At 44.6% G+C, this 24,453-nt stretch carries 18 protein-coding genes and 1 tRNA gene; 8 read left to right on the forward strand and 11 right to left on the reverse strand.

The genetic code is table 11. The annotated features are described in order from the left end of the window. Nucleotides 1–42 precede the first annotated feature (42 nt). Entirely contained in the window at nt 43–2,505 is a 2,463-nt protein-coding gene (locus ACUNWA_RS05935; protein ID WP_445590972.1) for a TonB-dependent receptor domain-containing protein, read from the reverse strand. A gap of 216 nt (nt 2,506–2,721) precedes the next feature. On the opposite strand from ACUNWA_RS05935, the gene ACUNWA_RS05940 reads away from it, so the two are divergent. Then, nucleotides 2,722–3,600: a sugar phosphate isomerase/epimerase family protein gene (locus ACUNWA_RS05940; protein WP_445590973.1), complete on the forward strand. Its 879-nt coding sequence runs from the start codon at nt 2,722–2,724 to the stop codon at nt 3,598–3,600. A gap of 65 nt (nt 3,601–3,665) precedes the next feature. On the opposite strand, the gene ACUNWA_RS05945 is transcribed toward ACUNWA_RS05940, so the two are convergent. The 7 genes from ACUNWA_RS05945 to ACUNWA_RS05975 all read right to left on the reverse strand — a co-directional run bounded on the left by ACUNWA_RS05945 (nt 3,666) and on the right by ACUNWA_RS05975 (nt 12,199). Further along, a complete protein-coding gene (locus ACUNWA_RS05945; protein ID WP_445590974.1) occupies nt 3,666–4,943 on the reverse strand; it encodes an AmpG family muropeptide MFS transporter in 1,278 nt (425 codons plus the stop codon). A gap of 197 nt (nt 4,944–5,140) precedes the next feature. Then, nucleotides 5,141–6,478: a SpoIID/LytB domain-containing protein gene (locus tag ACUNWA_RS05950; protein ID WP_445590975.1), complete on the reverse strand. Its 1,338-nt coding sequence runs from the start codon at nt 6,476–6,478 to the stop codon at nt 5,141–5,143. A gap of 22 nt (nt 6,479–6,500) precedes the next feature. Continuing rightward, nucleotides 6,501–7,460 carry a DUF4922 domain-containing protein gene (locus ACUNWA_RS05955; protein ID WP_445590976.1) on the reverse strand — a complete coding sequence of 320 codons (960 nt, stop codon included), beginning with the start codon at nt 7,458–7,460 and terminating at the stop codon, nt 6,501–6,503. A 14-nt stretch (nt 7,461–7,474) separates the two neighbouring features. Next, entirely contained in the window at nt 7,475–8,923 is a 1,449-nt protein-coding gene (locus tag ACUNWA_RS05960) for a glycosyltransferase family 2 protein (protein ID WP_445590977.1), read from the reverse strand. Between the two features lie 5 nt (nt 8,924–8,928). Then, nucleotides 8,929–10,428 carry a glycoside hydrolase family 10 protein gene (locus tag ACUNWA_RS05965; protein ID WP_445590978.1) on the reverse strand — a complete coding sequence of 500 codons (1,500 nt, stop codon included), beginning with the start codon at nt 10,426–10,428 and terminating at the stop codon, nt 8,929–8,931. A 742-nt stretch (nt 10,429–11,170) separates the two neighbouring features. Beyond that, a tRNA-Asn gene (locus ACUNWA_RS05970) sits at nt 11,171–11,244 on the reverse strand. Between the two features lie 190 nt (nt 11,245–11,434). After that, entirely contained in the window at nt 11,435–12,199 is a 765-nt protein-coding gene (locus ACUNWA_RS05975; RefSeq protein WP_445590979.1) for a hypothetical protein, read from the reverse strand. A 331-nt stretch (nt 12,200–12,530) separates the two neighbouring features. Here ACUNWA_RS05975 and ACUNWA_RS05980 point away from each other — a divergent pair, with 331 nt between their 5' ends. From ACUNWA_RS05980 to ACUNWA_RS06000, 5 genes are all read left to right on the forward strand, one after another. After that, entirely contained in the window at nt 12,531–14,861 is a 2,331-nt protein-coding gene (locus tag ACUNWA_RS05980) for an efflux RND transporter permease subunit (RefSeq protein ID WP_445590980.1), read from the forward strand. A gap of 2 nt (nt 14,862–14,863) precedes the next feature. After that, nucleotides 14,864–15,856 (forward strand): polyprenyl synthetase family protein, encoded by a 993-nt coding sequence (locus ACUNWA_RS05985; protein WP_445590981.1) that lies wholly within the window; start codon nt 14,864–14,866, stop codon nt 15,854–15,856. Between the two features lie 116 nt (nt 15,857–15,972). Beyond that, a complete protein-coding gene (atpD, locus tag ACUNWA_RS05990) occupies nt 15,973–17,487 on the forward strand; it encodes a F0F1 ATP synthase subunit beta (RefSeq protein WP_445590982.1) in 1,515 nt (504 codons plus the stop codon). Between the two features lie 11 nt (nt 17,488–17,498). Beyond that, nucleotides 17,499–17,741 carry an ATP synthase F1 subunit epsilon gene (atpC, locus tag ACUNWA_RS05995; protein WP_445590983.1) on the forward strand — a complete coding sequence of 81 codons (243 nt, stop codon included), beginning with the start codon at nt 17,499–17,501 and terminating at the stop codon, nt 17,739–17,741. Nucleotides 17,742–17,808: 67 nt separating this feature from the next. Continuing rightward, entirely contained in the window at nt 17,809–18,792 is a 984-nt protein-coding gene (locus ACUNWA_RS06000; protein ID WP_445590984.1) for a glycosyltransferase family 9 protein, read from the forward strand. Here ACUNWA_RS06000 and ACUNWA_RS06005 read toward each other — a convergent pair. Together ACUNWA_RS06005 and ACUNWA_RS06010 are read right to left on the reverse strand one after the other, a co-directional pair. Further along, nucleotides 18,789–19,973, reverse strand: a complete 1,185-nt coding sequence (locus ACUNWA_RS06005; RefSeq protein ID WP_445590985.1) for a MalY/PatB family protein — start codon at nt 19,971–19,973, stop codon at nt 18,789–18,791. The genes ACUNWA_RS06000 and ACUNWA_RS06005 overlap by 4 nt on opposite strands. A 110-nt stretch (nt 19,974–20,083) precedes the next feature. Next, nucleotides 20,084–20,773 (reverse strand): 2-phosphosulfolactate phosphatase, encoded by a 690-nt coding sequence (locus tag ACUNWA_RS06010; protein WP_445590986.1) that lies wholly within the window; start codon nt 20,771–20,773, stop codon nt 20,084–20,086. 214 nt (nt 20,774–20,987) lie between these two features. Here ACUNWA_RS06010 and ACUNWA_RS06015 point away from each other — a divergent pair, with 214 nt between their 5' ends. Both ACUNWA_RS06015 and ACUNWA_RS06020 read left to right on the forward strand, forming a co-directional pair. Next, nucleotides 20,988–21,578 (forward strand): hypothetical protein, encoded by a 591-nt coding sequence (locus tag ACUNWA_RS06015; protein WP_445590987.1) that lies wholly within the window; start codon nt 20,988–20,990, stop codon nt 21,576–21,578. A 94-nt stretch (nt 21,579–21,672) separates the two neighbouring features. Then, a complete protein-coding gene (locus ACUNWA_RS06020; protein WP_445590988.1) occupies nt 21,673–22,134 on the forward strand; it encodes a GIY-YIG nuclease family protein in 462 nt (153 codons plus the stop codon). A gap of 126 nt (nt 22,135–22,260) precedes the next feature. Here the strand turns inward: ACUNWA_RS06020 and scpA are convergent, their stop codons facing one another. Next, nucleotides 22,261–24,414: a methylmalonyl-CoA mutase gene (gene scpA / locus ACUNWA_RS06025; protein ID WP_445590989.1), complete on the reverse strand. Its 2,154-nt coding sequence runs from the start codon at nt 24,412–24,414 to the stop codon at nt 22,261–22,263. Between the last annotated feature and the right edge of the window lie 39 nt (nt 24,415–24,453).

A 24,453-nucleotide genomic window follows, 5' to 3' on the forward strand; every position in this document is an offset into this window, starting at 1 on the left:
TCGACTGACCTCCTTTACGAATTAAAGCGAAATGTAAAAAAACTAAAATCCACCATCGTCATAGTCCATTTCGCGCGTTCCGTCGCCACCGCTCCGGTCTAACTTATAGTTGTTGATTTTGTAACTTAGTGTTAAAGTCAGCACTTGCGACTCACGTTCGCGTTTATACACATTATAGAAGTCTACTCCCCTTGAGCTACGCTCAAATTTCATGGTTCCAAACACATCACGCAGACTCAACGTAGCTGTCAATTTCTTTTTCAGCAGATCCTGACGGTAAGAAAGGTTGGTAAAAAAGAAGCTCGAACTCTCTCCCTGTGCTGAAACCGATGGACCTCGATAATAACTTGTCAACTGGAAGCGGGAATCTGAATTCAGCTTAACGGTTGTATTCAAGCGCCCCGTGTAGTTGGTACTTTTACGATCAATCGACTCGCCCAACACTTCACCTTCCAAACGGTAGCGGTAAATGGAAAAGCTGGCATTGAAGATCAACCAATCCTTGATATTCAGGTTACCCATAATTTCAGAGCCTAGCGAATAATCATTATTCATGTTTTCCGTGTTGATATAGAAAATGCCATCATCGCCCAACTCGGTAACCTGGGTAATCAAATTGTTGGTCACCCGATAAAATCCTTCGAGCGAAACAAACGACTTCCCATAACTTTTCATAAGGCCCAATTCGTAAGAATCGGTGTACTCCGGCTTCAGTTCCGGATTACCATACCGAATGGTGTACCGGTTATAATAATTGGGGAATGGGTCCAGATCTCGACCTCCCGGCCGATCAATTCGGCGACTGTAGCTTGTCATTAGCTGAGTTTCATTCAAAAACTCGTAAGAAAAATGAGCCGTTGGAAAAATATCAAAGCGGTTTATCTCAGCGGGGGCTTCTGCTTTTTCATGTGCAATACTACGGTTGACATACTCGCCACGCAGGCCAAACTGGTAGCTGAAGCTTCCAACGTTATTAGCAAATGTAGAATAGCCACCGATAATATCGCGCTTGAAGTGCTGCGAGCTGGAATAGGCCGCATTATCAATATAATCATTGCTTTCATCATTCCAGTCGTTGAAAGAGTAATCTTCAAATTCACGATCAATACGTGCTTGCAGTCCGGCCTCGAACCGCCCTTCATCACCTACAGGCTGAGTATAATCCAGCTCAAGCCGGTATTCATCTTCATCCTCCTCTTCAACCGTTTTCACTCTGGCCAGGTAACCACCGGTACGCTCAAAGTCAGCATCGGTAATGTATTCATCTTCAAACTCAAAATCATCGCCCACACTGTTCGAGTAGTAAAACAAGGCGTCCAACTTATGGGTCCCATCCTCATTAAACTTCTGCTGAAAGTTAATGTTCGTATTCCAATAGGTTCCTTCTCTTTTCGAATCGTCAAATTCAACCGAGTAAACATCCAAATTCGCTGGATCGGTATATTCGTGAATCTGACTTTCACCTCCTCTTTTGCGGCCGTATTCGCCGTAAGTTCCCGAGACAGTCAGGGTTGACAAATCAGTCAGAAACAAATCGACTCCCCCCTTAAAGCGGTGCCCACTACGTCCATAGTCACGGGTTCCATCCGCAACTAAATACTTCGTGGTATCCTTCAGGTAGGTTTCCCGATAAGAGTCTCCAGACCCGTAAAAGGTCTCATCGCTAAAGTCGGCTCCAAAAAACAAGTTCGTTTTCTTGGTCTTATAATTTAAGGTCAAGTCGGTACGGTATTTATCGCGGGTTCCCACCATGGCATTCACAATCCCGTTGAATCCGGAAAGGACATTCTTTTTCATCACCACATTAATAATACCAGCCATCCCGTCGGGATCATACTTGGCTGAAGGATTAGTGATAATTTCGATGTTCTCGATGACTGAAGCTGGCAACTGGCGCAAAGCGTCGCTGCCTTCCAGCACACTCGGTTTTCCATCAATAAGAACGGTGAAACTTCCCGAACCACGCAAGCTCACATTTCCCTCGATATCAACTTCAACCGAAGGTGTATTTTCAAGAACATCGACCGCAGTTCCTCCAGCAGCATTAATATCCTGGCTCACATTAATCACCTTCTTGTCAATCTTATACTGAATTCGAGAACGATCGGCCACCACGTTCACCGCCCCAATTTCCTGGGTTGATGGATCCAACTCAATAACGCCCAAATCGACTTTATGATTGCCCGCATTGATTCGGATATTATTAATTCGTATTTTGTTGAATCCGATAAAATTAGCCTCAACGTAATACGTCCCAAAATCAATCTTTCGGATCACGAATTCGCCATTGATATCGGTTATCCCTCCAGAAATAAGCGAAGAATCCTGCGGATTAAAGATGGAAACATTAGCGTATTCCATACTTTGCTTTGTATCAGCATCAACAATCTGTCCTCTCACAATTGCCTTTACCTCCATACTATTCACAACAGCCTCAGGCGGCTGTGCTCCAGCCGTAAGATTCAACAAAACCAGTATGCCAAGGAGTATCTTTCCAAAATTCATTTTTCTTTCTTTATAGTTTCTATGCTCTACGACATCTTTCACGCAAGATGGTTTAAAGACTTCAAGGTGTTTTACTGTTAATGTTTGTAAACAGCTGCCTTCCCCGCCTCTTCATTGTAAACTGGAGTTCATATATTTCGAACCTCAAAAATCTTTTTAGCTATATTTGTCTCAACAACTAATTTTCATCAACGATAATCTATTAAATCATTTAGAATGACACATGTAAATCTAAAAGCAAAAAGTACTTTGCTTGCGTTAATTCTCATCGCGTTTTCTTCATCCGTTTTTGCCGGAGAAAAAGCCAGTTCAAAAAAAGAAAAGGAAATCGGCATCCAACTTTGGTCTGTTCGCGAAGACATGGGCAAAGATGCAGCCGGCACCATTGCCAAGCTTGGCGAAATTGGCTATTCATTTGTAGAAGCTGCTGGTTACAGCGATGGCAAATTTTATGGCATGGAGCCAGCTGAATTTAAAGCCCTGCTCGAAAAAAATGGCATGTCGATGAGAGGATCTCATACCGGGATTAACCTGCCCAAAGATGGGGAATGGGACAAAGCCATGGCATGGTGGGATACTTGTATTGCAGCCCACAAGGCTGCTGGAGCGAAATGGATCGTTAAACCATCGATGGGACGCGATGCCTACGAAGACCTGGATGTGCTGAAACAATATTGCGACTATTACAACAAAGTAGGTGAAAAATGCAATGCTGCCGGCATCCGCTTTGGCTACCACAACCATGCCCAGGAATTTGAAACAGTACTTGACGGAAACATCTTCTATGATGTTTTATTGGAGAACACCGATCCCGACAAAGTGATGTTCGAACTGGACTTGTACTGGATTCAGGAAGGCGGTAAAGAAGCTGTTGATTATTTCAAGAAATACCCTGGCCGATTTGAATTGTACCACGTAAAAGATGTGGAAGAATTAGGCGCCAGTGGCGAAATGGATTTCAAACCCGCCTTCAAAATGGCTAAAAAAGCCGGCATGACAGATTACATCGTAGAAGTTGAGCGCTACAACTATGCGCCAATTATCAGTGTTGAAAAGAGTTTCGAATTCCTCAACAACGCCAAATACACGAAATAAGTGGTTGTTTAACAACCTTTAGAATACAAAAAAACAGCCGTTGAGAACTTCAACGGCTGTTTTTTTTAAGCTTCCTTAGTTCCAAATTTTGGATCAATTTTCAAAAAGTTGATAATAATGAATCCCGGGATGGTACAGATCATCACCCACACAAAGAAGTACTGGTAACCTATCAACTCCTGAATCCAGCCACTAATCATCCCCGGCAACATCATTCCTAAAGCCATAAAGCCAGTACACAGGGCATAGTGTGCTGTTTTGTGCTTGCCTTCCGACAGGTAAATCATAAAAAGCATGTAGGCCGTAAAACCAAACCCGTAGCCAAATTGCTCAACCACAACCGATGCCGTAATGATGCCCAGGTTTTGCGTTTGCACAAAAGCCAAAAATACATACACCAGGTTGGGAAGGTTCATAGCCAGCACCATGGGCCAAAGCCATGTTTTTATCCCATGACGCGAAACAGCAATTCCTCCTAGAATTCCACCCAAGGTCAGTGCGATAATTCCGGCCGTCCCGTATACAAAGCCGATGTTACTGGTCGTTAACGCCAATCCTCCTTCGGCTAAATCGTCTAACAAAAACGGAGATGCCAGCTTTACTAATTGCGCTTCACCCAAGCGAAAAACAAGAATAAAAACCAGAGCCACTCCAATACCTTCTTTCTTGAAAAAAGAAGTGAAGGTTTCGACAAATTCACCCATAATTTCCTTGATACTTTGATGCTCCCGTTTAACATCGCTCGTTGGGTACGGCAAGATAAACAGATGCCACAAGCAGAAAGCGGCAAAAAGAGCGGCAAAAATAAAAAAGGTAATGCTCCACGCCCACGAAGTATTTTCAGCAATACTCTCCATATGTCCGGCCAGAATCACCAACGGCCCTTGTCCGGCCAGCATAGCAAAGCGATAAAAGGTATTACGGATTCCGACAAAAAAAGCCTGATCGTGTTTCGATAAGCCCAACATGTAAAATCCGTCAGCAGCAATATCATGGGTGGCCGAGCTAAATGCCATCAGCCAAAGAAAAGCCAGACTGTACTGGAAAAAATTAGCCATAGGCAAAGTAAAAGCGACTCCAGCCAACCCTCCACCAACAAGCAACTGCATGCTGATAATCCAAAACCGCTTGGTGCGTAGGTTATCCACAATCGGACTCCAAATGGGCTTGATCACCCAAGGCAGATACAGCCAGCTAGTATACAAAGCGATATCGGTATTCGAGATATCCAGCCGCTTATACATAATCACCGATACGGTCATTACAAAAACGTAGGGTAAGCCTTCGGCGAAATACAACGAAGGGATCCATGCCCAGGCATTACGTGTCGTCGGTTTTTTCATGAAGAAAGTTATTCGTTAGGATGAAATCGTAAAATAGTAATTTTTATTGTTTTATTGGCTGATCATTCCGGCTTACTGCCAAAGATACCATTAGCGACTTTCGTCCCGTCCAGATAAGCAACAGCATTATACTTGCAGGGCCTGTCTCGCTTAATTCATGAAGTTCATCTATATCAGCAACCAGATTAAACAGAAGCTCAATAGCGTTTTCTCAACTGCGCGCCGCGAAAGTAATGTTTCAAAATGGCTTGGTAGTCATATCCTTTTTCGCCCATAACGGCGGCACCAATCTGGCAAAGGCCCACACCATGGCCCCAGCCAGCTCCGGTTAACTGAATATCCTGCGGAATCCCCTCCTTTTCATCCAGATGATCAACCACAAAAGCAGAACTATACAAGTGCGACTCGGACAAAGCACGCCTAATTTCCAGCTCTTTGCCAATGGTCATCGTCCGTTTAGTACCAACAATCTTCAATTTAATTAATCGGGAGGAATGGCCCCGCTCAACCGGATTGAGACGAATAATCTCCCCAAAGTCAATCCCCGTTTTTTTGCGAATCAAAGCTGAAAGCTCCTCCTGCGAGTAGTTCACCTGCCAACGATAAAAGTCGGCAGTTGCCTGATCAAAATCGGGAAGCACCTGCGCCAGCACCTTTTGATCGGAGGTATTACAGAAAGATGGCGGGCTATTTCGAATCCATTCTTCTGCCTCTTCCTCCTGCCGTAAATCCACACAAGTCGTTCCGGCATCCTCCGAATCAACCACCTTCGTTAAGTAACTGTGATAAACCGGCTCCCACACCTTTTCGAAATTCTCTGAAACACCACCACAACATTTCGAAAAACGAGCATCGCAAATTTCATCATTCAACAACAGCACTTCGCCAAAGGTTTCGTCAATTGCCTGGCTGGCCTTATCACTTATAATTTTGGTGATTCCCTGGTAACGCTGACAATGATCGTCGGCACACACATCAAATAAGGTATGGTCTTCGCGATCGTACCAGCGAATCAATTCATCGTCGGTTTGTGCGCTGGTTTGATAAACAGTGGACTGGGCTTTGAGCTGTTTGCTTTTTTCAATTTGAGCCAGCAACCAGCTCCTGGAAATGACGGAATGCGCTTTTAGCAGCTCGGGCGAACTGGTGGCACTCATCTCCGAAGAAATGACCGAACGCAGGTATTCTTCGAGTGGCACCCGGTTGACAGCCCGCACCTTGCCCGCCTCAACCAGCAATTTCAGGTCTCCACGAAAACGTTGATTTTCCTTTTGCTCCCAGTGAAAATCAATGCCGATAATGACGTCTTCCAACAAAAAGGAATCCGCCGGAGAGTTGGCTTGAAAAATAAACTCACGTCCTTTCAGGCTTGTTCCGTCCGCAGCGGTCAACTCAATTTCATCGTTCAGCATACTTGCTTCGAAGCGCGATTCCCGAAACCCCTTGGGCAAACCATAATTGCCGTCTAACTCAAAAGTGATCTTTTTTTCGGCCAGAATACCGACTTCAATTTCAGGTTGCTTGTTCATCATCATTCGTTTTTTTTCGGGCCTGTCACTAAGGCCTTTGTTTTATCTTAGCTTTTAACTCCTCAAAATCCGCATCATTAATTGATACTTGTCCGTAAATGTCTCGTACGTCACATGCAGTCAGCTGTTTAAAATCTTTCTTCCGGGGTAAAATAACCAGCCCGCCCATTTCTACCGAAGCCGGACTCATCAGAATCTGGCTGGCCCCTTCAGCAAAAAACTGTCTGGGACGTTGCTGATCTCTCGGGAAAAGAATCAGTTCCCATTGATTCGCCCGGTAATTGGCCAGCAAATTCATCATTGGCTCACCTTCCTGCCCCCTTTCATTCAAAAAGCCTCGGATCCTATCCATATGAAAAACCAACGCTTCTTTTGATTCCGACCGTAAATAACACAGCTTGCGCAAGTACTTTTTCCCCACCGCTGTGATGCTCGTCTTTTCATCCTTAAAAAGCAACTCTCCCCATCGACTCGCTATTGGCCCAATTTCAGAATCAACAGGCATCCGGTTTCGATTGCCCGCTTGAAAGTGAAAATGATCGGGTGCGGAAGCCCCACATTTCGGACCATTGTAGAAAACCGTGAATTCCGGCAACTGACGACTCAAATCCAATAGATCGCTAAAATAAGGTGTAATTTCCTGGGGTGAATGACGATTCAAGGGAATGGTCAGGTGTTTCTCAAAAATCGGGAAAGGGTTAATCAACACGGTGTAGTCTTCACCAAACGAAACACCTTGCTGCTCGGGTGGACGACTATCCGCACACAAGAAACACGCCCGTTGCTGAATGGATTTGAAATCGGTTTTGGCTGCCGATGAGCGAATTCGTTCGGGGTTAAACTGAAGTTGAATTTGAAATCCATCAAACGAAATCGTTCGCGACTCCACTTGCTTCAATCCCAAATAATTAGCTTGGGCCAACGGCCATCCTTGCTTTTGCTGCTCCAGCAAAGCATTTACTGAACGTTCAAAGTCCGATTGCTCCATTCCACATTTCTTCGTTAAGACTGATTAGCTTGCTGCCGGGCTTTGAGCTCAAAGGTGCGCAAACTATCTTTGTAAGCGTTATGCGCATTTTGCTTGCCAATATCCAGCGACGCGTCCGAATTGTCTTCCCAGCGGCGGCAGCGATAAATGGCTTGGTAAATCCGTCCGATTTTCCAAGTCCTTGAGATAGCCAACCCAACAGCATAATCTTCACCATAACTGGTATTTGGAATTCGAATTTCCCGCAAGATGGGTGTATAAAAAGCGCGTGGTGCCCCCAATCCGTTAATGCGCAAAGCGTTGTTTGGTCCATTCTCGGGGGTCCACTCGTTGTGGTCAATCAGTCCCGGAGGAATTTCTTCCAGCGCAAAGTTGCACATCTGGTACGAACCGATGACCATCGCACATTTTTCTTCGTAAAACTTGTCAACGACCTGCTGCAAGGTCGTTTCATCGAAATACAAATCATCGCTGTCCAACTGAACAGCAAAACGACCGCACTGCGGATGAAAAACCGCCTCGTTCCAACAACCGCCAATTCCCAAGTCAGTTGAATCCGGAATCACATGAATTAATCGTTCATCCAAATATCCCTTCAGCAACTCAGTTGTTCCATCTGTGGAATGATTATCCACCACAATGAGGTTGAACGGGAAATTCGTTTTTTGAGAAAGCACGGAATCCACCGCATCGCGAATGGTTTTGATGCGGTTACGAACGGGAATGACCACAGTCGCCTCTACCGGGAACTCACCCGCAAAATCCACTGATTTGAAATTAGACGGCAAAAATCCGCCTATTTCCTTCAGATGATCAGTACAGGCTTGTTCCATTTCCACCTGCTTTTCGCGGGCATTGCCACTCACATAGTCAAATTGCTTTTCACCCGACTGGCGCGTATCGGTTTCGGTCATGCTGAATAGAAACTCCGGCACCCGACAAATTTCGCCCATTCGTGAAGCCAGCAAGCGCAAAGCATAGTAGCCGGCATATTGATAATCCGGATGCTTCTCCGAACAAAAGAAGTTCAACACATCTTTCCGATAAAACTGGACCGGCCCAAAATTAAAATCATCACGCAAACTCCCCGCCTGATAATCAATCACCGGATGATTTGAGCGAATGCCTTCCTTCAGCTCAAAATAGTCGGCATAAAGCATGGCGGCCTCGCTTGCTTCAGCCAGTTGCTTCATGCGCTCCAGAGCATAGTGCCCTATCCCCAGCGGAGTAGGTTGTAAGGCCAGAAGCGCATAGGATCCACTTGTTTTTGCAGCTATTTGTTCAATACATTCCGTAGCAAAAAGCTGATTCGCCACCAAGGTTTCAGCTCCGTCAAGCGCGACAGCTTCCCGAGTCAGGACAAAGACCGATTGAACAAGAGGCGAGGCTTTCAGCTTATGGATGGCTTGCTGAGTTTCTTTTGTCCCATTAAAGGCAATGAAACAATCTATTTTTTGATTCATAAATACTACAATTTTATAATAACGGGGTCAGAAACAGGACTTTCATTATGCAGGCGGTCTAACGCCGAAACCCGGAATTCATAAATATCCTCGTTATTCTTCTTGTCGAAATGAAGTTTTCGTTCTTTAGTGATATCATAGATAAACCGGGGATCATCGGCATTGAATTTTTCACCTGCCTTATTTCGATACACAATGTAGCGAACCGCTTTATCCAGCTCGGTCTCCAATTTATCCGGCTTCCATTTCAGTGTTTTCCCCCAGCCTTTTTTCACTTTCCGGGGTTTAATCGGTGGCTGGTTATCAATCCAATCCATTTCGGGAACAAGTGCCGGATAGCTATAGAGTTTGGTTTCCAGACTATCCTGAAAGCCAATAATATCGCGGTAAAAATGTTTAGCACTGTAGAAAGCGCCTCCTTCAATTTCAGGTATTTGTCGAATCAACCGTATCTGATCCGGAAGTTGACTGCCTTGCCGCCATTCTAAAATTCCCGAACCCGAATCACATTTATACAGTGCATGACCAATATACATGGCCCGTTCGCAGGCATGCAGTTTCCACCAATTAGCCAAAGTTTCAAAATCGACCGCCGGATGTCCGATATGCCAATAGAGTTGTGGAAGCAGGTAATCGAGCCACCCCTTTTCCATCCACTTGATCACATCAGCATACAAATGATCGTAATTGGTATTTCCGGCTGAAGTCTGCGATCCGCGCTCATCATTGGCAATGTTACGCCAAACGCCAAAGGGGCTGATTCCGAATTTAACCCAAGGCTTCACGGACTTAATTGCGATACTGAGCTTCTCAATCGTCAAATCAACATTTTCGCGTCGCCAGTCTTCCAGCTGGTTTTCCGTATATTCGCCTTTGTACTTTTCAAAAGAGACCGAATCAGGAAATGCTTCGCCAATAATTGGGTAGGGGTAAAAATAATCGTCAAAATGCACGGCGTCAACATCATACCGGCGTACCACATCAATCACCACATCGGTAATAAACTGGCGTGTTTCAGGAAGCCCCGGATCAAAATAAAGCGAATTGCCATACTTGACGACCCAGTCCGGATTTTGAAACGCAACATGATTGGCCGCAAGGGGTTCATCATATTTCAATGCCACCCGAAACGGGTTAAACCACGCATGAAATTCCATGTTCCGCTTATGACATTCGTCAATCCAAAACTGCAAAGGATCATAGCCCGGATCGCCTCCCGGTGTACCCGTCAAATAACGGGACCACGGTTCAATTTCGGAAGGATAAAACGTATCGCCCGCAGGTCTCATCTGAAAAATGACAGCATTTAAGCCAACTTCCTGAAGTTTATCGAGTAACACAAGTGCCTCGTATTGCTGACGGGCAATGGTCAGTCCCGGCTTCGACGGCCAATCGATGTTAGCGACCGTAGCAACCCAAGCTGCCCTGAATTCCCGCTTGGGGCTTTGCTGTGAAAAGCCTGATAGAAAACATAAAACCAATACTAGACTTAGTTTTGCACGCATAAGTTAGATTTTAAAACCATTTTGTTCGAGCCCTAAAATTAGGCCTATTCTCTAATATTCTATGCCCGAAGAATAATCAATCCGGATCGTTCAGAACAGGCGCTCGCTCAGGAAGCCTCTAAACTACTGATATTGCAGCAACTAATCAAGTGCCGATTCTCGCTAAATTTTCTTTTCATGACCTACAGCATATCTTTCTCCAATGAAATTCGCCTCTATGTAGTCTATTGGATCAGGTATCTATTGAGAAAAGAAAGCTTTTCGTTACAAGCTCGCGGCTCCTGCAATGCGGAATTAGTTTAACCTACCCGACAAACAACAGAAGCGACAAGCTCTTTCTCCAATATTAAGTCGCTGTTAAGCAAGTGTAATTCCAAGTAGATTAATCAAAAATATCCTTGCTCATCTTTTATTTTTTTTGATATCTTTGAATCGAAATCGAAATGTACTTGTTTTACGACAAGTATATTAGTAGCAAGCTGGGAGTTCGTTGTCTTTCGGGGCAACACACCACAATTCCCGGTAAGCTCATGGTTTATTAGGTTTAGTTGGTTTAGGTTAGTTCCCCGAGAGATCGGGGCGGAAAAGGCAGTCAGAGGACTGCCTTTTTGTCTTTATAGACTTTACACTTCACAAAAAAGGATCTGAAATGAATCAGGGCCACTATCTGTATTTCACATGAAAGAAGATCTAAATTCAGGACAAAAAAAAAAGCCGATTCATTTTTGAATCGGCTTTTCAGCTCCCCAGGTAGGACTTGAACCTACGACCTACGGATTAACAGTCCGCCGCTCTAACCAACTGAGCTACTAGGGAATTTTTACGTTTAGAACTTGTTGCTTTGTGTTTCAAAAGCGATGCAAAAATAGGAGCTTTTTTGGAAAGAAAAAACAAAAACGAAAAAAAATATTCATTTTAATCGATATTTTTTTCCGACCAAAGCCCTTTGAAATAAGCCCAATCAGCCAACAAACACCTAAAGAAACTGATTATCACCAGCATTACTTTAAAAGTGTCGCACCAAAGCCGAACGCCACCAAGAATAATATTTTCCTTCCAATTCTTTTTCCGAAGGGAACGGATAAAACAAATAGTGCTTCTGGTCGCCGACAAAGAATCCCGTCTGAATGGTTCGATATGGAATATCATCGCGTAAAAACCGCAAAACCGTCTTCGTTTGACGACCGGAAGATTCTTTCAGTTTCTTAATACACTCCCGAAGGTGATCGGGGTTTGGATAAGGCAAATCGCTCAATACCGCATCCGGGTTGGTAACCCATTCATTCAATTTCAAATCAACCAAAAATACTTTGGGAGCCGAAACCGGCTGATTGAGATCGGTTAGCCGCCGGATGAAATCGACAGGCGAAAGCTTGCTGGCCACTCGCGTGGTGAGTGGAATTAATTGTTGGTACAAATGAATTTCCTTCGATGTTTTAGGAATATAATCATGTGCAGCCATTTCCAGCACTTTCCCATCATCGGTCACCAGATAGAGGTTGCGCAGGGATCGCAAGGGGATACTTTCGAAACACCGGTAAATAGATAAATAAACCGAGCGCTTAGGCTCGCCATCATCATAAGGCTTCATTTTTAAATTAATGTAGTCCTGATGCAACTTTGTCTGATCAGGATCAAATTCGAAGAAAACTACCTGCCCATGGATTTGCTTTTGAGTGCCAACCGAAAGGTAATTCCCAAAGTCAAGCGGACTCAGATGAGAAACGATAATAGATTCGGGGGTGGCAACCAGGTAAAAATACTTTTTCATAGCTTTCTGATTTACTGTAATTTTTTATGTCTTCTACCCGTTATTCCATCAACACCAGCACAAACATTGAATGAAATAACACGAACAAAAAATTCGTACACGAACACCTATTGCATTTGATTTGTATATTCTTTTAGCCAGAAAGCAGGCTTGAAAATAAAAAATGGGAAACAATTCAAATCACAGATTCTCCTTACTTTCGTAATCCCATTTTATTACCTATTTTCGCCATAATTTTATACGAGAATTTATTATGTGGGTTTGGCTCTCCGGTATTATACTTAGAAACAGGCGTTTACTACTTTCAATCTTAGGTCTTGTTACCATCTTTATGGCCTATCAGGCAACTAAAGTTGAGATGTCGTACGAAGCAGCACAGCTGCTCCCGAAAAAAGATAGTGCCTATGTTGATTATCAAAAATTCAGGGAAATTTTTGGAGAAGAAGGCAATCTGATTGTCGTAGGTGTTGAAGATCCGGACTTTTTCAAACTGGATCATTTTGAGAATTGGCACAAGTTAGTAACAGAACTCGACCAAATTGACGGGGTTGAAAATCTACTGTCGGTATCCAATGCTTATAATTTAAATAAGAATCAGGAAAAGCGCAGTTTTGAGATTGGTGAGATTTTCCCGGAAGAAATTGCCTCGCAGCAACAGCTCGACAGCCTAGCGTCTGTCTTTCACAGCCTGCCTTTCTACCGCGGCTTGCTCTACAATCAGGAGTCCGACTTTTACTTGCTGGCCATATCGGTCAACAAAGACAAGATGAAGTCGAAGCAAAGGGAGAAACTGGTTATGTCTATCAAAAAAAACTGTGAATCCTTTTCCGAAGAAACCGGCTTAGACCTGCACTACTCGGGACTTCCATACATCCGGGTTATCAACTCCATCAAAATAAAGAAGGAAATTTACCTGTTCAGTGCCTTGGCTCTGCTACTATGTATTATTACCCTTTTTCTGTTTTTCCGATCATTCAAAGCGGTTCTTTTCCCTATTCTGATTGTTATTACCGGAGTAATATGGGCACTGGGAACCATGGCGCTGTTTGGCTTTAAAATCACGCTGCTCACCGGGATGATTCCCTCCCTGCTCATTGTGATTGGAATACCGAACAGTATTTACATGCTAAACAAGTACCACCACGAGTTCCGAAATCATGGCAACAATATTAAGGCACTGCAGCGGGTCATCATCAAAATCGGTAATGCCACCTTTTTAACCAACCTGACAACCGCATCGGGTTTCGCCACCTTTGTAATTACCAACAGTGAAATTTTAAGACAGTTCGGAGTTATTGCAGCCTTGAACATCCTCACCTTGTTTGTTCTTTCACTACTGCTGATTCCCATTCTTTTCAGCTTCGCCAAACCACCCGGGCAACGACACATTAAGCACCTGGAAAGCAAGCTTTTCAAATTCATCGTTATCCGGTTGGAAACCATCTCTCAGAAGCACCGCAAGCTGGTTTATATTTCCACCATCGGTGTTTTACTCCTCGGATTCTACGGCATCTCGCTTATCAAGAGTTCGGGATACATGGTGGACGACATCCCTGAAAGCGATATCATTTACAAAGACCTGAAATACTTTGAGAAACAGATTGATGGATTAATGCCATTGGAGATCATCATCGACACCCAGCGCCCCAACGGGGTGATGAACCTCAGCAACTTCCAACGCATTGAGCGACTGGAAGAACGACTGGAAAATTATGACGAGTTATCTTCGTCAATGTCGCTACTCAACATCTTGAAATTCTCGAAACAAGCCTTCTATAACGGCAACGAGCGCTACTACAGCCTACCCAACAATCAGGAAAAGAACTTCATTCTGGCCTACGCCACCAAGGGCGAAGAAGATGAGGCAGCCGGGGTCAGCGCTTTGCACTCCTTTTTGGACAGCACCAAACAAGTTACCCGAATCAGCATTCGGATGCACGATGTTGGAACCAAACGCATGGAAGAGCTTTACACCGATTTCAAGCAAGAAGTGGATTCTGTGTTTCCACCCCAAAAGTTTGATGTGACCGTAACGGGATCGAGTATCACCTTTTTCAAAGGCACCCAATACCTGGTAAAAAACCTGTTTAGCAGCCTAACCCTAGCCATCCTACTGATTGCCACCTTTATGGCTGTCATGTTCTATTCGTGGCGAATGGTATTGATGTCCTTAATTCCAAACATCATTCCGCTGATATTTACCGCAGCCATTATGGGCTTTGTCGATATCCCCATCAAAGCATCCACTATCCTGGTGTTTAGTATTGCTTTTGGTATTTCGGTTGACAACACCATTCACTTTCTGGCCAAGTACCGGCAAGAACTAACAGCTACCGGCTGGAATATTCAGGAGTCGGTCAAGCTGGCCCTTCGCGAAACAGGGGTAAGCATGATCTACACCTTTGTGGTTCTATTCTTCGGATTCGGTGTTTACAGTGTTTCACAGTTTGGAGGAACAGCCGCCTTAGGAGTTCTGGTGTCGCTAACCCTGTTTGTAGCCATCATGTCAAACCTGATTTTACTTCCCTCGCTTTTAGCCGGGCTCGAAAAATACACCACAACAAAATCATTCCACGAGCCCCTGCTCCAGATTTATGATGAAGAGGAAGATATTGAGCTGGACGAGCTGGAAATCGAGGGAACAAACCAAGACGAAAAATAAGCATGAAAGCAATGTATTCAATCCCGGAACTTCAAGAGATGCTTGTTGAACAACTCAACAAAGAAGCCGGCCTAATCGGAAAAACTCAACCGATAAACCTGTACCAACCCATTGAATATACGCTACACATGGGCGGGAAACGCCTGCGTCCGGTAATGCTTTTAATGGCTTGCGATTTATTTGGAGGCGATGTGAACGTCGCCTTGCAAGCCGCGCTAGCTGTTGAAGTGTTTCACAACTTCACCCTGTTGCACGACGACATCATGGACAAGGCGGAAATCCGACGCAACCAACCTGCCGTTCACAAAAAATACAATGAGAATGTGGCGATTCTTTCGGGCGACGCCATGTCTATCATGGCTTACCAGTACCTGCTAAAAACCGAGCATTCTGCCATTCAGCAGGTAGCCCAATTATTTTCGAGAACGGCCATGGAAGTTTGCGAAGGCCAGCAATACGACATGGACTTTGAAAACCAGGCCAATGTCAGCATCGAAGATTACCTGGAAATGATCCGCCTAAAAACAGCGGCACTCATTGCCGGAGCCCTGAAAATGGGAGCTCTTCTGGCCGACGCGCCCGAAGCAGATGCGGAGCGCATCTATCGCTTTGGCATCAAGCTCGGATTGGCTTTCCAACTTCAAGATGACCTGCTGGATGTTTTTGCTGATCAAGCCAAATTCGGCAAGAAGATCGGTGGCGACATTCTTTCCAACAAGAAAACATTTCTCCTGCTGAAAGCCCTTGAAATTGCATCGCCCGAGCAGCGTGCTGAATTAGAACACTGGATCAATAAAACAGACTTCGATCCGCAAGAAAAAGTGGCTGCGGTTAAAAAAGTATATATCAAGTTGAACCTTCAGGAAATCAGCAGCCAAAAATCAGACGAATACTACCAGGCAGCGCTTCATGAACTACAAGCCATTGAGCTTGAAAACAATCGGAAGGCTCCCTTGCTTTTGTTAGCTAAAACCATCATGGAACGTGAACATTAAGCCTTAAAGAGCGTTTGCTATTGTTGTAAAAACAACAGACAATATAAACCACATTAAATTTGTTCAATTAAGCTGGTTTTTGTAATTTCCGGCTCCACAGAAGTAAACTTTTTATCATGAGTCAAAATATCGGTAAAGTAGTACAGGTTATTGGACCTGTAGTTGATATCAGCTTCGACCAGGAAGGTAGTGAACTCCCCAGTATCTATGATGCCTTAGAAATTGTTCGCGAAGATCAAGCCAACTTGGTTGTCGAGTGCCAGCAACACGTTGGTGAAAATACCGTCCGAGCCATTTCAATGGATTCCACTGACGGAATTCGACGCGGGATGAATGTAATTGCCACTGGTTCGGCAATCACCATGCCTCAAGGACAAATTGCCCTTGGGCGCCTACTGAATGTAACCGGCGACGCGGTGGACGGCATGAAAAGCCTCCCCAAAGAAGGATTGGATATTCATAACAAACCACCAAAATACGAAGACCTGACCACGGAAACGGAAGTCCTTTTCACTGGGATTAAAGTTATCGACCTGATTGAGCCCTACGCCAAAGGAGGTAAAATTGGTTTATTCGGAGGTGCCGGTGTCGGTAAAACCGTATTGATTCAGGAATTGATTAATAACATCGCCTTGGCGCACAGCGGACTTTCCGTTTTTGCCGGAGTGGGAGAACGTACCCGTGAAGGAAACGATTTGCTCCGCGAAATGATCGAAGCAAAAATTGTTGACTATGGTGACGAGTTCCGCAAATCGATGGAAGAAGGCGGATGGGACCTTTCAAAAGTAGATCCGGAAGCCCTCAAAAAATCGAAACTGGCTCTGGTGTTTGGACAGATGAACGAACCCCCCGGTGCCCGTGCACGTGTTGCCCTTTCAGGACTGACCATTGCCGAAAGTCTGCGTGATGGTGATGGCAGCAGCAGCCCCGGCGGCCGCGACATCCTGTTCTTTGTCGACAACGTATTCCGTTTCACACAGGCAGGCTCTGAAGTCTCAGCCTTGCTGGGAAGGATGCCTTCAGCCGTAGGTTACCAACCTACTCTGGCCTCAGAAATGGGGGAAATGCAGGAACGGATTACCTCAACCAAAAACGGGTCGATCACCTCAGTACAGGCTGTTTACGTACCTGCTGATGACTTGACCGACCCTGCGCCAGCAACAACCTTTGCTCACCTGGATGCGACAACGGTTTTGAGTCGTAAAATTTCAGAGCTGGGTATCTATCCGGCTGTCGATCCATTGGATTCGAGTTCACGGATTTTATCAGCTGATATTGTTGGCGATGAGCATTACAACTGCGCACAGCAGGTAAAAGAAATTCTACAGCGATACAAAGAACTTCAAGACATCATTGCCATTCTTGGAATGGATGAACTATCGGAAGAAGACAAACTGGTTGTTCACCGTGCCCGACGGGTACAGCGATTCCTATCTCAGCCCTTCTTTGTCGCTGAACAATTTACCGGATTGAAAGGAAAGCTGGTTTCCATTGAAGACACCATCAAAGGGTTCAATATGATTATGAATGGCGAAGTGGATCAATATCCCGAATCGGCCTTCAACCTGGTTGGAACCATTGAAGAAGCCATTGAAAAAGGTGAGAAAATGCTGGCTGAGGCCGAAGCTTAAAAACAACAACCATGTTTCTTGAAATCATAACACCATCGACAAAAGTTTTCTCAGGCGAAGTAAGCCTGGTAAAACTACCGGGCAGCAAAGGCTCCTTTGCTGTTCTGAAAAACCACGCCCCCATCATCTCGACCCTGGAAGCAGGAAAAATCAAGATCGTTGAAAAAGGTGACAAGGTGAGCTATTTTGACATTAACGGCGGTGTGGTAGAAGTAAAAAAGAACAAGATTATTGTGCTAACTGAATCAGCATAAAAATATTAACTGTTATTAGATGAAATACCCTGAAAGATGAATATCTTCAGGGTATTATTTTTTACCATTGGCGACCAAAATATTAATCATACGGTTTAGTTCCATCGGCGACATTGTCCTAACCAGTCCGGTGGTGCGTTGCTTAAAAAAGCAGCTACCACAGACTGAGATTCATTTTCTTACCAAAGAGAAACATGAAAACTTGCTTCAGGCCAATCCTTACATCGACCGCATTCACCTGCTCAAATCAAACCTAACCGAACTAGTTCAGCAACTTCAGCAGGAAGATTACGACTACATTGTTGACTTACACCACAACCTGCGCAGCCAGTTTATCAAGCGAAACCTGCGGAAAAAGACCTTTACCCTGCAAAAACTAAACATTAAAAAATGGCTGTTGGTCACCTTCAAAATCAACATCTTGCCGAAACTGCACATTGTTGACCGCATGATGGCAACGGTCGCCACTCTCGGCATTAAAAACGACCTTCAAGGACTGGATCATTTTATTCCGGAAAAGGAAAACTACCCGCTGGACAATTTGCCGGATAAATTTAGGAAAGGCTATGTAGCCCTTGTTTTAGCCGGAACCTATTACACCAAACGACTCCCCGCCGAGAAGCATCTGGAGCTGATCCACCAAACGGATGTCCGCTACATCTTGCTTGGAGGGAAGAACGAGTTGAAACTGGCCCAACAGATTGAAGTTCACGCGCCCGGCAGAGTTTTCAATTTATGCCATAAACTGAGTTTGAATCAATCGGCTTCGCTGGTTCGTGATGCCCGCCTGGTTGTTGCCAACGACACAGGGTTGATGCACATTGCAGCGGCTTTTCAAAAGAAAGTCCTTTCGATTTGGGGAAGCACAACGCCCAACCTGGGCATGACACCCTACCTGCCCAACCCCCATTCACAAATGCAAAAAGTTGACGGACTAAGCTGCCAACCCTGCTCTAAAATCGGACGACAATACTGCCCTAAAAAACATTTCCGCTGCATGCTTGCGCACGATACAGCGGAAATGGCTCATTGGATTAAGTTAAATTTTTAGGCAAACGCTTGTTGAATCCGAATCAAGGCCTGCTCCAGCGTTGTTCTCGGACAGGCAATATTGATACGCATGTAACCTTGCCCCTGCGTTCCAAACTGAACGCCCCGGTTTAAACCAACGCCAGCATTAATTAGCTGGTCATTCAACTCATCATCCGTCAATTTGCAAGCCGAAAAATCGAGCCAGATCAGATAGGTAGCTTCTGGCTTCATCGGAACAATTTGAGGCACATTCTCTTTCAGGAAAGTCTCCAGGAACCGATAGTTTTCCTGCAAATAATCCACCATCTGATCTACCCATCCGGCACCGTTGCGATAAGCCGTTTCCAAAGCCAGCGAACCAAAAATATTTCCCATATGCAAATGCGGCACCTGCAAACTGCGATTGTAACGCACCAGCAAACGCTTATTCGGAATAACAACAAAAGAGGTCGTCAAACCCGCAATGTTAAACGTTTTACTTCCTGACATCAGCACCACGCAATTATCAGCAATCTCATCCGAAATGGTAGGTAATGGAATATGTTTGTGTCCATCAAAAACCAAGTCACTGTGGATTTCATCGGAAATAATCAACACGTTATTTTCAAGGCAGATGGTAGCCAGTTCCTCCAATTCCTCCCGAGTCCAAACCGTGCCGCCAGGATTTTGAGGATTGCACAGCAGCAACATCTTGGTATTGGGCGTAATCTTCTGCTTGAGATCTTCCAAGTCAAACGTATAGCGGCCATTCTCTAGTTTCAGCGGGTTTTCAACAAGCTTCCGGCCGGTGCCTTTAATAGAATCAAAAAACGGGAAATACACCGGTGGCTGCAAAATCACTTCATCGCCAACCTTGGAATAGGTTTCGATGGCCAAGGTCAATCCAGCCACAACGCCTGGACTAAACGAAAGCCATTCTTTCTCAATCTTCCAATTGTGCCGCTGCTCCAGCCAATTCAGAATAGCATCCGAATAAGAATCGCCACGAAACGTGTAAGCCAAAACCTCATGCTCTAGCCTTTTGCGCAACGCATCCATCACAAAGTCTGGAGTTTTAAAATCCATGTCGGCCACCCAGAGTGGCAATACATCCATAGTTCCAAACACTTGCTCACGGGCATCATATTTCAGACTGTTGGTATTGGTCCGGTCAACCAGTTCATCAAAATTGTATTTCTTCATATCTTTTTTCCTATCCATTCATTTCATTATTGCAAACAGGATCTTCTTGCCATTCATTTTTTCTTTTAAGCACAAAGTGCTCAAAAAAACCCGGAAATCAACCCCGGCTCACAATTCGTATAAGAACCCTAAAGTTCGATTTTTTTCAGAAAATACAAATTCTCTTCGCGTTCAACTTTCAATACAAAATTAAAACAATCCAGGTCCAGGCATAAATCAAAATCAACAGCAGGCGCCCATGTTTGTTTCTCCGGAACAAAAAAACGGGCACCAGCCCCATGTCGCAATCGCTCCACCATCGCCTGAAAATCGACCGGTTCATTCAAAAGCTTCGCCTTAATATACTCAGCCAAAAAAGTATCCTCATCTGTCGGATATTGACAGGAATAACCCATACAAACCAGCGAAAGCTTTTGAGGCTGCTGTTGCCGAATATACTTAATAATAGCCCCGGCGTTAACAAAACTTCCGGTTATAATTTCATCAGCACCTGTTGCATTTACAATCCCCTGAGTGCCACTACTCGTAGTGTGTACCATCGTTTTTCCTGCAAGCTGAGCTGCGACCAATTGCGAGGGCGAATTGCCAAAATCGAAGCCTTCGGGTTTTTGCTCTTTCCGCTCGCCAACCAGCAAATAGCTTGGGTTTTGCTTTTTTAATTGATAAGCCCGATCGATCTGCCCCACAGGATAAATCCGCTTCACCCCGCCATCAAAAGCATAACAAGCCACCGAAAAGGCGCGGAAAACATCAATAATAACGGTCAAGCCCTGCGCCTGTCGAGCACCTTCCAGTAATTGCAAAATCTGTATCTCCATGAAATCTAATATTACATTCAATATATGGCACGCTTATTGATAAAAACACCTTCACCCCATAATACCCTATAAACATGACCGCTAGGCGATATCTACGCTCATCAATATTATTGGTTAATCCGGTCTCATAAAATTAACCTACCCTTAACTCATGTTTTACAACATACGCTGTAAAACATCTTACTTTTGTAAGCAACATTTAAAATTCAAAACTATGAAAACATTTAGAACAACTAGCATAATGCTTGCACTAACCGTCATTGCAAATATCGCCTTGGCTACAGGAACCTTGCGTGTAAACATTCTGCCCATTAATGCCGATCGTGCTCTTGTCGCCATTTCAAACAATGCCGAAACAAAATTCCAAATCAGCATCAAAGATGCAGCAGGCGGCGTTGTTTATTTCAAAGAGACCGAAGGCACTCAGGCTGACTATCGTAAAGTTTACGATTTCTCGAAACTGGAAACCGGAGACTACACCTTATCGGTTGACGTTGACAATGTGAAAGGAGTGCGTGATTTTTCAATAGACAACGGATCAATCATTGTAGGAAAAGAAAAAACATTGGCTGCCCCCTACTTTTCATTTAACAACGATGTCCTACGAGTTGCCTTCTTGAATCATACCGGCGACAAAACCAGCCTTTACATCTACTCCGGCGAAGAATTGGTTTACAGCAAAGCATTGGAAAATTCTTTCTCTGTAAACGAAGGACTTAACCTTTCTAAATTAACTACAGGAAATTACCAAGTAGTATTGGCTTCAGGAAATGAAATTTATGACTACGCAGTTGCTGTAAAATAAGAAGTCCCAAAACTTTTTTTCCAATGCGGTTATCCACAAGAGACCGCATTTTTTATGCCCTAAACTCTTACCTTTAACCAACAAACCTCCACACATGCATAAAGGCTTCGTTTACATCTTGTCCAACAAAAACCGAACGACCTTCTATATTGGTGTCACTTCAGACATTAAACGACAAATACTCGAACACAAAACAGGCATCGGATCTGCCTTTACAAAAAAGTACAACCTGACTGATTTGATGTATTATGAGAAAATAGAAGGTATGAACGAATGCATCAATCGGGAAAAGCAACTCAAAAATTGGCATCGCGATTGGAAAATCAATCTGATTAGAGAAGACAATCCTGAAATGAAAGATCTATCCAGTGATTGGTTTCTTCGGCGAAATGGAGAGCGTATTTTGAAAAGCTCAATCGAAACTCGCAGACAGATCCCGAAACAAGTTCGGGATGACTCTATTTCCTGGATCTGGAGCGGAGTGAAGCGTCATGCCGAACTTGTTTCGGCATCTACATCGATCATAGAAAGGCATTTTTTAGCCAACAGGCCCTGAAGCAAGACCAGAATGACGCTTTCCTAAGAAATCCAACCAAAGAAAAAGCCACTCCCTTCGGAAGTGGCTTTCAGTATAATTGAGTTCAAGTTACTCGTAACTTCTGCACGCGCAACTCAAGACTTTCTATTCTTCGTGCGTTGAAATCAAAATCTCAAGGATCTTTTTACCGGCAGCTGATACACTTGTACCAGGTCCGAAGATCGCAACAACACCAGCATCGTAAAGGTATTTATAATCCTGAGCAGGAATTACACCACCGGCAATGACCATGATGTCTTCTCGACCCAGTTTTTTCAACTCAGCAATTACAGCAGGCACCAATGTTTTATGCCCGGCAGCCAGAGAAGAAACACCCATCACGTGTACGTCATTTTCAACAGCCTGCTTGGCAGCTTCTTCGGGTGTTTGGAACAGCGGTCCCATATCCACATCGAAACCAAGGTCGGCATAACCGGTTGCTACTACTTTGGCGCCGCGGTCGTGACCATCCTGCCCCATTTTGGCAATCATGATCCGTGGCTGACGGCCTTCCAAGTCGGCAAATTTCTTCGCCAGCTCTTGCGCTTCAACGAAGGTTTTGTCTTGTTTACTTTCTGATGAATACACGCCTGATATTGTTCTGATTACAGCTTTATAACGTCCTACGACTGTTTCGCAGGCATCTGAAATTTCACCTAACGAAGCACGTTTTTGCGCGGCTTTAACCGAAAGGTCAAGCAAGTTACCCTCGCCTGTTTCGGCACATTTGGTAATGGCCGCCAAGGCTTGTTTCACTTCTTCTTCGTTACGCTCACCACGCAGTTTTTTCAACCGCTCAATTTGCGACAAGCGAACAGCCGTATTGTCAATGTCCAAAATATCAATCGGATCTTCTTTTTCCAATCGGTATTTGTTCACGCCAACAATGGTTTGAGCACCGCTGTCAATTCTTCCCTGAGCACGGGCAGCAGCCTCTTCAATCCGCATCTTTGGAACGCCGGTTTCAACGGCTTTCGACATACCGCCCAGTTTCTCAACCTCTTCAATCAAGGCCCAGGCTTTGGTGTACAACTCTTGCGTCAATGACTCAACATAGTACGAACCAGCCCATGGATCGGCTCCACGGCAAATTTCGGTTTCCTGCTGAATGTAAAGCTGTGTGTTACGTGCAATACGTGCTGAGAAATCAGTTGGCAAAGCAATTGCTTCGTCCAGTGCATTGGTGTGCAACGATTGGGTGTGTCCCAAGGTCGCAGCCATCGCTTCGACAGCCGTACGGCCTACGTTATTGAATGGATCTTGCTCAGTCAATGACCAACCCGATGTTTGCGAGTGCGTACGCAAAGCCATCGATTTTGGATTTTTAGGATTGAATTGTTTCACCAATTTCGCCCAAATCATACGTGCAGCACGCATCTTGGCAATCTCCATGAAGTGATTCATTCCAACCGCCCAGAAGAAAGACAAACGTGGTGCAAAGGCATCCACATCCAATCCGGCTTTGATCCCAGTACGCAGGTATTCCAAACCATCAGCCAGGGTGTAAGCCATTTCAATATCGGCTGTAGCACCGGCTTCCTGCATGTGGTAACCCGAAATAGAGATGGAGTTAAACTTCGGCATTTTTTGCGAAGTGAACTCAAAGATGTCAGCAATCGCTTTCATCGAGAATTCGGGAGGGTAGATATAGGTGTTACGCACCATGAATTCTTTCAGAATGTCATTCTGAATAGTTCCTGACAGTTGATCCAGCGTAGCGCCTTGCTCCAATGCTGTTACAATATAAAACGCCATTACGGGAAGTACGGCTCCGTTCATGGTCATCGATACAGACATTTTATCCAATGGAATCTGGTCGAACAGGATTTTCATATCCAGGATCGAGTCGATAGCCACACCAGCTTTACCCACATCACCAACTACACGCGGGTGATCAGAATCGTAGCCCCGGTGCGTGGCCAGGTCAAAAGCGACTGAAAGCCCTTTTTGTCCGGCCGCCAGGTTACGACGGTAAAACGCGTTTGACTCTTCAGCCGTAGAGAATCCGGCATACTGACGGATGGTCCAGGGACGCATGGCGTACATGGCTGAGTAAGGTCCGCGAAGGAATGGTGGCAAACCGGCAGCATAATCCAAATGCTCCATGCCTTCCAAATCTTCTTTGGTATACACTGGCTTCACCGGAATTTGCTCCGGAGTCACCCAGTCTTTTTCAATTTTATTTTGAGCAGCCCACTCGCCCGCGTTTGGCTGGGGAGTTGCTGTCTTTATATTGATATTTTTAAAATTTGGTTTCATAATTTGTAAGATTTTTTAGACTGTCAGATTTCTTGATAT

Source organism: Sunxiuqinia sp. sy24, assembly GCF_052677165.1.

Excerpts from the sequence above, each read along its gene's own strand:
- ACUNWA_RS05980 (WP_445590980.1), top strand. The coding sequence starts at position 12,531 with ATGGCCTATCAGGCAACTAAAGTTGAGATGTCGTACGAAGCAGCACAG.
- scpA (WP_445590989.1), bottom strand. The coding sequence starts at position 24,414 with ATGAAACCAAATTTTAAAAATATCAATATAAAGACAGCAACTCCCCAG.
- ACUNWA_RS05975 (WP_445590979.1), bottom strand. The coding sequence starts at position 12,199 with ATGAAAAAGTATTTTTACCTGGTTGCCACCCCCGAATCTATTATCGTT.
- atpD (WP_445590982.1), top strand. The coding sequence starts at position 15,973 with ATGAGTCAAAATATCGGTAAAGTAGTACAGGTTATTGGACCTGTAGTT.
- ACUNWA_RS05965 (WP_445590978.1), bottom strand. The coding sequence starts at position 10,428 with ATGCGTGCAAAACTAAGTCTAGTATTGGTTTTATGTTTTCTATCAGGC.
- atpC (WP_445590983.1), top strand. The coding sequence starts at position 17,499 with ATGTTTCTTGAAATCATAACACCATCGACAAAAGTTTTCTCAGGCGAA.
- ACUNWA_RS05955 (WP_445590976.1), bottom strand. The coding sequence starts at position 7,460 with ATGGAGCAATCGGACTTTGAACGTTCAGTAAATGCTTTGCTGGAGCAG.
- ACUNWA_RS06010 (WP_445590986.1), bottom strand. The coding sequence starts at position 20,773 with ATGGAGATACAGATTTTGCAATTACTGGAAGGTGCTCGACAGGCGCAG.
- ACUNWA_RS05945 (WP_445590974.1), bottom strand. The coding sequence starts at position 4,943 with ATGAAAAAACCGACGACACGTAATGCCTGGGCATGGATCCCTTCGTTG.
- ACUNWA_RS05940 (WP_445590973.1), top strand. The coding sequence starts at position 2,722 with ATGACACATGTAAATCTAAAAGCAAAAAGTACTTTGCTTGCGTTAATT.
- ACUNWA_RS05935 (WP_445590972.1), bottom strand. The coding sequence starts at position 2,505 with ATGAATTTTGGAAAGATACTCCTTGGCATACTGGTTTTGTTGAATCTT.
- ACUNWA_RS05985 (WP_445590981.1), top strand. The coding sequence starts at position 14,864 with ATGAAAGCAATGTATTCAATCCCGGAACTTCAAGAGATGCTTGTTGAA.
- ACUNWA_RS05960 (WP_445590977.1), bottom strand. The coding sequence starts at position 8,923 with ATGAATCAAAAAATAGATTGTTTCATTGCCTTTAATGGGACAAAAGAA.
- ACUNWA_RS06005 (WP_445590985.1), bottom strand. The coding sequence starts at position 19,973 with ATGGATAGGAAAAAAGATATGAAGAAATACAATTTTGATGAACTGGTT.
- ACUNWA_RS06020 (WP_445590988.1), top strand. The coding sequence starts at position 21,673 with ATGCATAAAGGCTTCGTTTACATCTTGTCCAACAAAAACCGAACGACC.
- ACUNWA_RS06015 (WP_445590987.1), top strand. The coding sequence starts at position 20,988 with ATGAAAACATTTAGAACAACTAGCATAATGCTTGCACTAACCGTCATT.
- ACUNWA_RS05950 (WP_445590975.1), bottom strand. The coding sequence starts at position 6,478 with ATGATGATGAACAAGCAACCTGAAATTGAAGTCGGTATTCTGGCCGAA.